A 12,692-nucleotide genomic window follows, 5' to 3' on the forward strand; every position below is an offset into this window, starting at 1 on the left:
AACAGGAAGTTGATGGCGCCCGTATATGGTGGTGTCGTTGCCCCATCCGCAGGATCCGTTGGCTCTTCTACTGGATCAGTGCCTGGGTCGTTAGGATCTGTCGGCTCTTCCCCGGGATCCGTTCCAGGATCTGCTGGATCGGTCGGTTCTTCCACAGGATCGGTTGGTTCAGCTGGCTCCTCTACCGGTTCAGTGCCTGGGTCAACCGGGTTTGACGGCTCTTCCACAGGATCAGTACCTGGATTAGTTCCTGGATCGACCGGATTGGATGGTTCCTCTGCTGGATCAGTAGTCGGATCAGCCGGGTCAGTGGGTTCTTCAACAGGATCTGTAGGCTCTTCGGGCGTCTCATAAGGCGGATCAGTGTCACCTGGATTGGTAGGGGCAATCACTTTTGCATCTTCTTCGAGGACCTCAATGTTCACCCGAAAGAACGCTGAACTGAACTCGTTTTTCACCTTGACAAGGACGCTATGCTCACCAATATCTGCCACTGACGGTGAGCCACTAAACGTTCTGGTCGCTGCATCGAAGCTCAGCCATGGCAAATCGGCGTTGTCCCAACCTTCATCCACGATGGACCATCGGTAATTGATATCCTCTTCCTCATCTTCCAACCGTGGCTGGGGCAAAAATTCGACCGTTGCAAAGCTGTCGGTAAAAGGTGTGGCGACCAACGCGCTCGAGAGTTGGAACTGCCACGTCTGACCAACACGAACTACAGCCTTTGCGGGAGTTGTAGCTGTTACCTGCCCATTAAAATAAGGAATCGTATATGGCGAGGGAATTTCAAGTGTCGAACCACCCACGCGAATATCAAGGTGATGCAACTGATGACTGAACCAATTCGGTAAATAGGTCCAGTCTTCCCTGTTACTGTGAGTAAGTAACAGCCCGCATGCATCTCGATAAAACGAGATGTCTTGCGCGACAATGTCGCTTCCAAATACTACTGCACTTGGGAGATCAAGTTGCCCATCGGCATTGATGTTAGGGTACAGGCGTCGGAAACTTCTTTTTTCCTGTCCTTTCTCATACTGATAAGGCTTTCGTTCAGCAGAAGAAAACAGAGACTTCACCAGCTCGGCAGTCAGCGTGGAACGATTGTTTTCGCCCCCAATCGCTACGGTTGAGACGCCAGAGAACTGTATTTCCTCGATTGAATTCCCTGAGAAATAGGAAGTGATTCTGTATATCACATCGAAAGGCATTGTGCCGCCAGCACACTGGTACAGAGAAAATGGCTCGGTAGATTGCGCTTCGTGCTCTTCTGGCACGAAGGTAAGAATTTCAAGATCGGTGAAATTCGCGGGGTCACCATAGGCCGTTATTGGGGAGTGCTGGCCCCAAACTGCGCCGAAAAAGTTCGTGATCCGAAGTCCCAGCACCAAATCTTCTCCTTCCTGGAGCCATACAGATTCGGTGGGCGAAACTCCAGGCATGCCCCATGACTCGAAGCCGGCTATATCAAGTCTATCGTAACCAGCGCTATCATGAATCTCGAATACACTTGGCAACGCAGCTTTGAAGTGCGTCACTTCGTTGATGAAATCAAGCCGGTAATTGTCATCTCCTGCGATATCGTGAATTGCTACCCTGTCCGCGAAAGTCCAAATTTCATAGTTGTCGTTCCCGGCCTTATCCTCAATTTTTACGGGTGTATTAAATTCGATGGTGTAGTAGTCATCACCACTCTCATCGAATGTTGTGAGGTAGTGAGCAGCACCGTGTCGGTGGTTAAAATAACCAGCAGCTGTCTCATCAGCGTAATCTACTCTCTGAAAGTCAGGGATTCCGAAGTAGAAGTCGGCGCCTGGGCCGCCATCCAGGTGATCGATGCCTCCGTCATAGCGTAAATAGTCATTGCCTTCGTAGCCATAGAGCCGGTCGTCCCCCGCGCCTCCGGAAAGTTCATCGCCATACTGACTACCAACGAGAAGGTCATCGCCCTCAAGGCCATATAGTTTCGCTCCTGGCCCTGTGGCATACATGAAGTCCTTTAATGGCGAGCCGTAAACTTCTGTTTTTCCAGAAAATTCGTGGTCAAAAGTACTGCTGAAAGCCTCATCAGGACGAAGCACTACTCGCTGGGTCTTGACTGTCGAATCACCCCAGGCATCAGTTGCGGTGTAGGTTATCTCGGCGCCACCTAATCGGAACATCGCTGGACGATCGACGGTGACAGTGACGGGAGTACCGAAATAGTCTTCTGCTGTCGCCACCCCTAGATCAACTGCCACAGGCTCGAGGTCGCTCACTGTGCCAGAGATGTCTGCTGGTATGGACAGCGTGGGTGGGATGGTTTCATGCTCGCCCACCAAAGTTGTTCCAAGATAGAAGTATTCCCGGGCACTGCCCTCGTCTTTGACCTCCATGAGCAACTGGCCGGTCTTTGAGTAGAATAAATAGGTCGGCACCCCATAGTCATCTCGTCGAACGAGATGACCGAGGCCATCGTAGTGGTAGAGCTGTTCGATAGATTGGGAACTACTAATTTGACCCAGCCTGTTATAGGAATCGAATAAGTAGCGCTGGTCGCCGTTGCGCTTCATCTGGCCAAAGTGGTCGAACTGATAGTCCTTGTTCTCGGCGCCGCTCACGGTGTCGAGCTGGTTCAAGTGATCGTAGTCGTAGTTAGATACCGCACCGTTCAAGGCGCGTAGAGTTAGGTCGCCGTTCATGTTGTAGCGATAGCTACTCGTGCCCCAAGGTCCCAAGGCGTCGGACAGCCTGTCCATAGAATCGTAAACAAGACCATAATCCTGCGTAGGATCCAGCTTGTCGAAAATGAACTCGACGTTGCTATTTTTGTCGTACGCAAATTGCCTGTGACTGAACGCCGTCGAATGACCGGCGAGAATTTCCTCGTCTACATGTTGATTTTCGGGCTTATAGGTTCGAGTCAGTGACACGCCATTAGAGAAATCGATACCACTGATGGAGCCGCTGGGGTGATACCGTACGGCATTCACGATATCGCCAACTTTAGTGGGCCAGCCGAACGAGTTTGGCGCATAGTCGATTGTGTTTTGTGACGGATAGATCAGCTGATCAACAAACCCCAGATCATTGCGCTCATAAGTGAGATCGAAGGTTCGGCCGGCTACGGTCAGGCTTTCACTGGTCAGCAGATTATTGCGGTTGTAACGCAGAGTTCTGACCGCATCAGCGTTCTCAACGCCAGTCAGATTTCCATTGTCGTCGTAGGTAAAAGTTTCGGCTTGTTGGCGATAGATAGAGCCATAGTAGGCGTAGCCAATTTCTTTTTTGACCACCAGGTTATTGCCATCGTAAGTAAACAGGTGCATCGGGCCCTCTCGGACCAATGTCTCGAGATAGGCTTTGGTGCTACTGATGTCACGAATTACGTACGACGAAGCGTAACCACCGTCGAGGAAAAAATCGAGGTTGATATTGTTGTTCGTCGGAGGATAGCGATAAGTCTGCTTATCCAGCAAATTTCCGTTGGCATCCCTGTTATACCAGGTAATATTTTCACCAATGATTTCTTCGGCGATCAGCGTGTTGTACCAATAGTGAAATCGTCGTCCTCGTAGCAAGTCTGACTGAGAAACTTCCATCAGCTGACCGAAGTCGTTGAGTTTCACCCGGGTGATGCCGCCGTCAGGCGATTCTATTTGCGTGAGCCGTGTTTCTGAAGGATCCCCGAAAGAGATATAGGTCGACGTCGTGGTATGGCCACGGGCGTCAGTAACGGCCACCTTGTTTTCTGCAAGGTAGTCCCAGCGCTGCTGACGATCGCCAGCTTGAGTGAGCGTCTTGGTGCGTCCGAGTCCATCGAAGGTGATACGGCTACCGCGAGAAGGATCATTGGCGAGGCTTTCAAATACGACTCGACCACTGGCATCCATCGTAAAATCCTGACGGATGGTTTCACCGGTCAGAGTATCGACCTGGGCTCGCCACAAGACATTGCCAGCACCGTCCATCTGCTCCATCGTCTGATTCGGTCCTTGAGCAATCACTTTTTGCCTGGAGGCGAAACTATACTCATGTGTTCTCGGGCTGCCTTCTGGGAAGACCTCATTGACCAGTCGACCGAGACCATCATAGTGCAGGGTGGTGATGTCACCTTCACCGTTGGTTTTTTCGCTGATTTCCCCGTACGCATTCACTACGGCGCTGACATGGATATTTCCAGGTAGGGCAGCTGAGCGAGCGATGCCAAATTTGTAGTCGGTGTAGGTCGTGACGTAGCCACGCGGATCCCTCACGGTATGGAGATTGCCATCCGCATGATAGGTGTAGTGCGTGAAGTGGTCGGTGTTAGCGGCTTGGCGATCAAGATTACCCGACTCGTCATAGAAGCGTCTCGTCAGTGGGAAAATGCGGCCGTCGTCTACCGCTCGCACCTGGTGGGTTTCCATTTGATTGAGAATCCACTTATCAAGGTTGTGGACGTAGTTGGTCACGGTCGTGCGCGTGGATTCGCCCGTTTCAACCACAGTGCCTACGGCGCCATATTGGTTGTGATCACCATAGGTGGTGGTATATACGCTGCCGTTCTGCTCGACTTCTTTGCTCAAAAGCACTGGCTTTAGAAAATAGCTGTCTGTGGCCCCAAGCTGTGGTCGGTAATCATTCTGGCGCGATATGTTCAGGTAGCCCCAGTTCGTATAACGGTCGGTGCGCATCAGATTATCGTCGAGATCCCTGTGCTCCATCGACGCCAGTAAGCCGATTCTCCAAACGCTTCCTGAAGTGGCGCCGCGCATACTGTGGTGGCGGTAAACTTTGATGTCACTAGGGCTGGTTATACGGGTCGTGTCATAGGGTGCACCAGGCGTGAACTCATAGGTCCAACGTCCAGGGACGACGTCAGGGCCCGAGGTGTCCTTATGCAGAATGGCCAAGCCTGGTTGTTGCACGTCAGACATGAAGCGAATTTGCTGGTATTCGTAGCTTGTCACACCGCCGTATGGGTTGGTCACGGTGCGGACAAGCCCGGAATAGGCTGACTCATTGCCGTAGTAATCATAGGTCCAGCTCAGACCCTCCGGACCGTTTACACGGTACAGATACTGATAAGCGCCGCCATGACCCGGTACGTCAGTGTATTCGAATGTGTACAAGCGATTGTTGAAGGTGTAGCCGCTCAGGTGTGCATTACTGGAAGTTTTATTGGTGTACTGGAAGGTGAGGGTTGCGCCGTTGCTCGTCTCAACGGACTCGAGGATACCGAAAGGCGTGGTAGCTGGTGCGTAATTGAATTGGGCCCAGTTACCATTACGATCTTCGATTCTGGTGACGTGGAGTGCCATTGGCTGACTGCCGCCATTGCTCACAGGCAACAGCCGATCAACGGTGTAAATCACACCGCTTGAAGACGTGATACGCAGGCCGTTTTGAATAGTAGTCGTGCCATTTTCAATATGGGTGGTCTGAATACACGAGGCTTTCCAGTGATCTTTTGTAATGTAGTCGTAGCCGGCATCCAGCTCAGCGTTGGCCAATACCTTTCGCGAGCCGTCGGGCAATTCAAATACTGGGTTACGGCCGACGTGAATAGTTTCACTCCGGCAGGCATCACCAAACTCACCATAGCCCCACACACGGCCGTAGTGCATGTCCCAACCCACGCCATTGAGCGTTCGTGGGCGCAGCTTTCGGCCTACGCCGTAGCCTTCAGCGGCATCAAAGGGCGAGTAGGTGCGGGTAGGGCTGATGTTAATGTCACCAGCTGACGGCACCGCGAGCTCGTTATACATGAGCTGGAGCGCACCCGAGAAAGGATCGATGACCTCTGAATCTGCTCCGGTATAGGCACGGTTTGATTCCGTTCCGGCTGAGTCATATGGACCGGGAATCGCAGGGTTCGTTTCGTTGGCCTGAACGGACGAGACGACAAACAACAGTAAACCAAGCAGGGAAATCCGAGGCAGAAGCATCATGAGCTACCAATTCAATATATAAGATGAGACCGGTACAGCGGGAGAGGGGCCGCTATTTGACCAAGCTGATGTGATTGAGGTTGAGTACCCCATCCATTCCGCACCAGCGAAAAGGGGCTGGATCTGTGTTGATTCTCACAGGCAGGTTAGAGATGTTGCTCTGCAGCGTGAGCGTCAGAATCCGGTTGACGCCGCTTTCGTAGAACTCCGTTTTCTGAGCGACGTACCACTGGTTTGTACCAGTTTCAAAACCAATATCGTCTTTGCAGACATACACTGCCGTGATCTTAGGAAACACAGCTTCCTCGGCGAGAGCTGCAGTAGAGATCATGAGCACGGTGAGGCCGGCTATGCGAAGAGACTTCATATTCTTCTCCAGGAAATAACCGGTTATGGTCTTGGGTCAATGATGGCGAGAACAGTGATGCTTTTGACATTGGTGAGCCCGCACCAGCTACTGACGACGGTCTTGTCATCGAAATAACCGCTGCGCTTACCACTGATCATGAGAGCTTGGGCGATCGCCTGAATCCGGCTGACTTTGGCCTCGCCAATCGAGGCGGGAGCTACGACCCAGCCCGCAGTTGTCATCTTGATGCCAACGTCTGAGCCACAGACTCGAACTTCTTCGACAACGTCATCGTTGCCGGCGAACGCGAAAGAGCTCAGCAGGACAGAAAGGGAAAGTAGTGCAGAACAGAGTAATTTCATCGTAGATGTCTCGAACAGGCCACTTTAGAAGCAGTAGGCTTCGCGCGAGGTGCACTATACGACCAAGTCTGTTCGGCAACTACGGCGAGCTGAGAGATTTGACAATGTATTACAATTTGGACAGGTAGGTTCCTGTTTCAGTCTCAGTTGGAAGGCTTCATGGGAGCCTTTGCAGTAGTGCAAGATAGTTTTTGTGAGGGCCTGCCAGCTTTCCCAAGCATTGGGGCTCGAAGCCGCAGGCAGTTCTGGGCTGCAAGTACCTAGATTAAGACGGATTGAGACGGCTTCAGGGACCACGTCATGTGGGGCATTACACCCGCCCAGCTATGCCGTCTCCCGACATCAAACAAACCAACCGTTTTCTTTACTTGCCTAGCCTCCCTCTCAAAATCTCCATTTTGTCTCGATAAGACGTAAAGAAATCCGTAAACTAATCTACGTAAACAAAAGGGGTGTTTTCTTTATGAAAATCGGCTATGCCAGGGTGTCGACCGGTAATCAAGATACCGCCTTGCAAATGGATGCCCTCGAGGCGGCCGATTGCGAGCGAATTTATCAGGAAGCGTTCTCGGGGAAATCCCGACAACGCGTCGAGCTGACCCGTGTCCTGGAAATGCTGCGAGCAGGGGACACCCTCATTGTGTGGCGGCTGGATCGTCTAGGGCGAAGTCTCAAGGACTTGGTGGAGATCATGAGCGAGCTGGAACAACGACAGGTGGGCTTTAGGTCGCTTACCGAGTCAGTTGATACGACAACGGCCGGGGGCAAGCTGGTATTTCATCTCTTCGGCGCGCTGGCTGAATTCGAGCGCAGCCTGATCCAGGAGCGAACGAAAGCAGGGCTTGATGCGGCCAGAGCGCGAGGACGCAGGGGAGGGCGTCCACAAAAGCTCAATGTGACACAGATCAGAATGGCGCGCGCTATGCTCCTGGATGAGGAAACGACGAAGGCGCAGGTTGCTAAACATTTTGGCGTCAGCCGGCCTACGCTCAACAAAGCGCTATCCAGCTTAAATGGATAGCGCCGCACTCTCTAGCGCCCCTCAACCATAGTCCCCGCTAGTCTGACCTCCCATAGATAGGAGGCTCAACAGTAGCTCTTGGTGACTGTCGCCGAGTCGATCGAAAAGCCGTCAGCTCTACGAACCACCCTGATAGTCGGGCCCATCAGTCACTGAAATCACGATGAATGGGCCTGTGGCAAAATCGCTGGGCCCGTATTGGTCAATCGAGCCGTTCTGGCTATGCGCGATCAACAACGGTTGGGTTGAGACCACCTGGCCGTACTCGAACAAGGCTGAACCCACTCAATGAAACACCAAGCGGCTGCGCTCTCTTTGCTCAAACGCCCAAGCAGTCGTCAATTCTTGCGTAGGGCGTCATAGATGGCTGCACAGCCACCAGCCTCCCACAGCGCCCGATGAGCGGGGCGCCAGCCGCCATGGACCTCTTCAAGTCGTCTTTTCTCGGCTGAATAGGCTTCATTCTGCTCAACTCCAGTGAAGGTGGCGAGCATAAATCCTGATAAAGCTTCATCTCCAATCCAGTTAGACAATAGAGTCAGCCTGTCGAGCTCAGTCTTCTTACGGTCTTCCAGTTCAAGCACCACGATGGTTTTAACATGCCGCATTGACGCCTGCACAAAGAGACCAACGGCCCTCGCTGTTTCCTCATCAGTAGGGAGGACACCAACGGCCACGTCCATGCATTTGCCATAACTGGTCACGATCTCAGCGAGCCGCTCTGTTTCGGCGGTTTCCGCCAATAGGAAAGGGGCGGGCAGCAGCAACGTACCGCTCAGCAATTTGTACTTCAAACGAACGCTGAAAGACATAGTTTACAACTCCATTGGTGATGCCTGGCGAGCGCCAAGCTTGCGCCCATAGCGATTCTACACGCCATCAGTCCGGACAAGCAGCTGTATGAACCGGCGATTGGCTCTTCGGCCAAGTTCAAGGGTGCAAACTACTGGGTTGTGACAACGTAGGGGCAGGAATAAGCCCTGGAGCCGGTCAGCGCTCAAAAATCAGCCGAATTCACTTTATTCGTTTATTTATTTCTTTGTTTGTTAGTTAGTTAGTTTATTAATTTGTTAGTTTATTTGTTGTCAGTCCGAGGCCGCAGCGCTATACTCTCCTTAGTCAACAAGGAATCCGTGTATGCGCCCCAGCGAGTTTGAAGACAGCGACATCATCCAGGCCGGCCAGCAGTTACTCAGCGATGGGCGACGCGTAACCGGCTTTGCCCTGCGCAAGGTGGTCGGTGGTGGTAATCCCAAGCGGTTGGCCGATGTCTGGGCTACCTACCTGCAGCAGCAGAACAGTGAGGAAGCGCAGTCGGCGCCTGAACTGCCGGTTGAGCTGGAAGAAGCCCTGGCCGCCATGACCGGCAACTTTGTCGAGCAGCTCAGAGAGCTGGTCGGCCAGCTCAATACCCGAGCGGTGAAGACGGCCGAAAAGCGGGTGGCCGAAGTGATCGCTTCAGCAAAGGCGCAGCAGCAGGCCGCTGAGCAGGAAGTGCAGGATGCGACCGAGACCGTCGATGACCTGGAGGAAAAGCTCACTGAACATCGGCGGGTGGTGCAGGAGCAAGCCAACAAGATCCGCGACCTGCAGGAGGCAGAGGCTCAGGCGCAGAAAGCGCAGGCCGCGCTTGAGCAGCGCCTGGCCGTGCTCGAGGAAAAGCTCGAGGCCGAGAAAAGCCAGCGCAGTACCCTGCAAGGGCAGGTGAAGGATTTGAAGTCCGAAAACACTGAGCTGACCAAGGCCTTGAAGTCAGCTGAGAAAGAAGCCGTGATGTGGAAGGCCAAGGCGGAAGTGACTGACGAGCAGTTCAAAAGAATCCAACAATGGGTCAGCCCAGGAACAAAAGGTGGAAAACAACATGCAGCCAGTTGAAAGCTTTCAGCACAATCCAGCGCCGGTACCCGGGCAGCTGATCTATGGTCAGTTTGTAGGTGGCGAGTATACCTGCCGGCGCGAGCTCGACGGCTACTACACCCGCACCGGTGCACTGCTGCTCGACACTACGGGATTGCCGGCGCAGCCATTGTCCTGGCAGCCGATCAGAACCACCGCAGCTTAGCCGGAGGCCTGCCATGACCTTGATGGTGGCATTCAAACACGAGGAGCCCGAGGCATCGCCGCAAATCCTGGCCGAAGAAGCGTTCGACCTGGCAAGGGCAGGGCAGTGGCATCGTGATGAGCCGACGTTTTCGCTCAATACGGCTGAGGCCGTCTTTGATGGTGAGCTGGTGCTGCTTCCGGTGGCAGGCTGCGCCTCGATTGATGAACTCAAGCCGATCGCACGCTGTCCGCTGATCAGGTATGCAGCGTCATGATTTACTGGCAACGAAGTGATGGCGACAAATTGTATTTTTATCGAGCGGACATCGATCGCGATTTATTTGGGCGTTATACCGTCAACCGCTGCTGGGGGGTTGCTGACTCGCGGAAGGGTGGCAGTGATCGCAAGAGCTTCGACACGATCGGCGAGGCTTGGCAGCACTTGCGCGAGACCAGACGACGGCGACGGCAACGAGGCTATCATTGCCGTCTGATCAACAGTAGTGAAATTGCCACGCCTTGGGCGCAGCGAGGCAGTGAGTCGTGAAGTGGTTGCAGGAAAGTGCGGTCATCCTGGCCATGGTGGTTGCTTTTTTGTTCTCCGCCAGTACCGCCTATTACGACGGCTTCCTGAGTGTGTTTGACCTCGATGCCGCCGTGCTCGAGCGCAGCTTTCATCTCGTCATCTACCGTGGGTGGGTCATCGCCTTCATGCCCTTGATCATTGTGCTTGCCTGCGTTATTGCTGCAGGGCTGGGTTTTGCCTTTATCATAAGGCCCACCAGCGCATGGCTGGCTGAACGCTATGGTGCGACCATCACGACATGGCTTCGAGCTCGCAGTGGCTTGCGAAAATATGCTGGCAGCCTAGAAGAGACAGATTTTACTTGGCTTGAACACGTGCTCTTGGCTGTGCTGCTGCTACTGGCACTGCTGATGGCACTCGTCTATTTCGAGGGGCAGGGCAAAGCGCGCGCCGAAGAACTTAGAGTTGAGTTACTCAGTGATCCGACCAATGGGCTTCGCATCACGGTCGAAGGCCAGATCCTACAGTTGATTACCTGCGGCTCAAGGATGTGCGCGGGGTTGGCCAGGTCCACTTCAGCCCCAGCACAGCCTCATATCGTCTACTTCGACGTCGCCAATCGCTTTGATCAAACTCTGCGCTCAGCGCCGGCTTCAACGACGATGAACGATAGCTAGGAAGTTACTGTATGAGCCTGTAGCGAGTTCTACACGTTCCGCAACAGCGGGAAGAATCTGGCGAAGTAACGTTTGAGGTGACCGAAACTACGGAACTTCTTGAGCGACTCTTCCTACGGCTAAGACCCGGAACCCACTCAGCATTTCGATTAGTTGGCCTTCTTTCAACCATTCGTCTGGCAAAGGCTCATCAGTAGCCAACCTGCAGACAGCACTTCCCAAGGATGACTCAGAACCAAAAGTAATATTCTCCCACTGTACATCTCTTGCACACTGCAAGTGCTCATCCAAATATCTTTGCCAACGGATAGTTGTACGCATGCCTTCATAAGGGGCTGCGGTATGACCCCCTAGTGAATGAGGCACCCAAATAAAACTGAATCGTAACTTTGAGCTCATGCTTATTCCACTACCTTTAATTGGCCCAGAGAGATGGGCCCCATTCACTGGATAGTAGCTGGACGATCTTAGGGTTTTCCTTCAAGCTGAGCATAGCTCCTTGGAGAGAAACAATGAAAAGACAGAGACGTACCCATTCCCTGAGGCCAAGGAAAAAGTAGCCTTGGCGGGCGCCGAAAGGTAACCCGAGCTGGACCGATACTAAGATACGAGAAGCTCTTAAGCATTGCATTGCAGAACTGGCGTCGCGAGCTTAATTTGCATGGCGTAACCAGGCTGAATAAAAGCTCGCTAGTTCTTGGGTCATTGAAAAGGCCAAAGCTATGCTTCTAGCACGCTTATCATGAAGAAGAGTAGTCTTCAAACTCCCACCGCCCAATCCGGCTAAGTTTTATGGAAACTTCGCTCCAGCTTTCACCCTGACACCGTTCGCAGTAATTCGAGATGTAATTTTTAATGCGGTCCAGATCATAGTCGAAGACAATTAACAGATGTCTTCCCATCAAGATTTCGTTAGGAGAGTACTGTTCTCTGAGCCATTCCGGCGTACAGACCTCAATATCAAAGGATTCCTCTCCCTCTGAATCATCCGGCCCAATCATCGCTTGCAGTAGGAAGCCAAAATTCGTTGGATCTTTTGGCCAATGATTCTGGAGGTCAATATCGGGAGAATGCATCCGTTTTAATTTCGCTTTCATAATCTAATCCACTATATCCATATGGCCGTTACCTTGCCACTGCCTGGAATTCTGACCTTCCAATCGTCGCTCAAAGTTTGCTTGAGTCCCTGTCGTAGCATAATCACTGCTTTTAGATGAGGGGGGACGATATTGGCGTAATCCATCCTTGCTGACCAGGGTCCTACCATCACTAGCTACTTTGGCGCCGCTTCCAACCCAAGCCGCGCCCATTGCATCGGCTTGCTCCCGAGTGCCTGACCCGATATTGAAATTTCCTTTCCCTTTTGCAGCATCTCTAAGCATGCCGCTCATCTCTGCTAATTCGTCTCCGCCCTTAGCGGCCTTTGTTCCTTGAACAAGCTTGGTAACACGACTTGCCGTACCAATTATTGCGCCTGCGGGAATGAAGCTTAAAGCATCTTCAATCGCTGCAGCAGCAAAACCCTGGCCTTCGCCATCATAGCCGTCTATTGCAGCACCAAGAAGATTATCGAAATGAGTCTCTTGTCCTGAAACAAAGTTCCAGGACTCCACCAGAACTCCGCCGAATAGGGCGACGGCATTTCGCCCATCCGGATCCACATAGGCGTATGGATTATTGTTCGCGTAAACATATCGATTGACCGTACGCGGGTCAGTCGGATTTATTCCCGCAGGATCTGGTGAAATAAACCGGCCTGAAGTTGGGTCGTAGAAGCGGGCACCCATATGCACAAGGCCATC

Annotated in this window: 12 protein-coding genes and 1 pseudogene; 6 read left to right on the plus strand and 7 right to left on the minus strand. The window is 52.7% G+C overall.

Features of this window, described 5'->3' with window-relative positions:
• The 3 genes and pseudogenes from ABD735_RS16565 to ABD735_RS16575 all read right to left on the minus strand — a co-directional run.
• Positions 1-5,729, minus strand: a pseudogene (locus ABD735_RS16565) (hypothetical protein); the annotation flags it as partial.
• A gap of 235 nt (positions 5,730-5,964) precedes the next feature.
• On the minus strand, positions 5,965-6,279 hold the full coding sequence (locus ABD735_RS16570; protein WP_344808512.1) for a hypothetical protein: 315 nt from the start codon (positions 6,277-6,279) through the stop codon (positions 5,965-5,967).
• A 23-nt stretch (positions 6,280-6,302) separates the two neighbouring features.
• On the minus strand, positions 6,303-6,623 hold the full coding sequence (locus ABD735_RS16575) for a hypothetical protein (protein ID WP_344808514.1): 321 nt from the start codon (positions 6,621-6,623) through the stop codon (positions 6,303-6,305).
• A gap of 463 nt (positions 6,624-7,086) precedes the next feature.
• On the opposite strand from ABD735_RS16575, the gene ABD735_RS16580 reads away from it, so the two are divergent.
• Positions 7,087-7,644: a recombinase family protein gene (locus ABD735_RS16580; protein ID WP_344808516.1), complete on the plus strand. Its 558-nt coding sequence runs from the start codon at positions 7,087-7,089 to the stop codon at positions 7,642-7,644.
• 117 nt (positions 7,645-7,761) lie between these two features.
• Here ABD735_RS16580 and ABD735_RS16585 read toward each other — a convergent pair whose 3' ends face one another.
• Both ABD735_RS16585 and ABD735_RS16590 read right to left on the minus strand, forming a co-directional pair.
• Entirely contained in the window at positions 7,762-7,929 is a 168-nt protein-coding gene (locus ABD735_RS16585; RefSeq protein WP_344808518.1) for a hypothetical protein, read from the minus strand.
• A 53-nt stretch (positions 7,930-7,982) separates the two neighbouring features.
• On the minus strand, positions 7,983-8,456 hold the full coding sequence (locus ABD735_RS16590) for a hypothetical protein (protein ID WP_344808520.1): 474 nt from the start codon (positions 8,454-8,456) through the stop codon (positions 7,983-7,985).
• A gap of 325 nt (positions 8,457-8,781) precedes the next feature.
• On the opposite strand from ABD735_RS16590, the gene ABD735_RS16595 reads away from it, so the two are divergent.
• From ABD735_RS16595 to ABD735_RS16615, 5 genes are read left to right on the plus strand one after another with little or no spacing between them, the layout of a single operon-like run.
• A complete protein-coding gene (locus ABD735_RS16595) occupies positions 8,782-9,519 on the plus strand; it encodes a DNA-binding protein (protein ID WP_344808521.1) in 738 nt (245 codons plus the stop codon).
• Entirely contained in the window at positions 9,506-9,706 is a 201-nt protein-coding gene (locus ABD735_RS16600) for a hypothetical protein (RefSeq protein ID WP_344808523.1), read from the plus strand. Before ABD735_RS16595 ends, ABD735_RS16600 begins: the two co-directional genes overlap by 14 nt.
• Before the next feature lie 13 nt (positions 9,707-9,719).
• Positions 9,720-9,962 carry a hypothetical protein gene (locus ABD735_RS16605; protein WP_344808525.1) on the plus strand — a complete coding sequence of 81 codons (243 nt, stop codon included), beginning with the start codon at positions 9,720-9,722 and terminating at the stop codon, positions 9,960-9,962.
• On the plus strand, positions 9,959-10,234 hold the full coding sequence (locus tag ABD735_RS16610) for a WGR domain-containing protein (RefSeq protein WP_344808527.1): 276 nt from the start codon (positions 9,959-9,961) through the stop codon (positions 10,232-10,234). Before ABD735_RS16605 ends, ABD735_RS16610 begins: the two co-directional genes overlap by 4 nt.
• Positions 10,231-10,890 (plus strand): hypothetical protein, encoded by a 660-nt coding sequence (locus ABD735_RS16615; RefSeq protein ID WP_344808529.1) that lies wholly within the window; start codon positions 10,231-10,233, stop codon positions 10,888-10,890. Before ABD735_RS16610 ends, ABD735_RS16615 begins: the two co-directional genes overlap by 4 nt.
• 740 nt (positions 10,891-11,630) lie before the next feature.
• On the opposite strand, the gene ABD735_RS16620 is transcribed toward ABD735_RS16615, so the two are convergent.
• Both ABD735_RS16620 and ABD735_RS16625 read right to left on the minus strand, forming a co-directional pair.
• A complete protein-coding gene (locus ABD735_RS16620) occupies positions 11,631-11,987 on the minus strand; it encodes an immunity 8 family protein (protein WP_344808531.1) in 357 nt (118 codons plus the stop codon).
• A 3-nt stretch (positions 11,988-11,990) separates the two neighbouring features.
• Positions 11,991-12,692: RHS repeat-associated core domain-containing protein (locus tag ABD735_RS16625; protein ID WP_344808533.1), on the minus strand; the 702-nt coding region annotated here is incomplete at its 5' end.

Source organism: Allohahella marinimesophila (assembly GCF_039538005.1).
Classification (GTDB): Bacteria; Pseudomonadota; Gammaproteobacteria; order Pseudomonadales; family Oleiphilaceae; genus Allohahella; species Allohahella marinimesophila.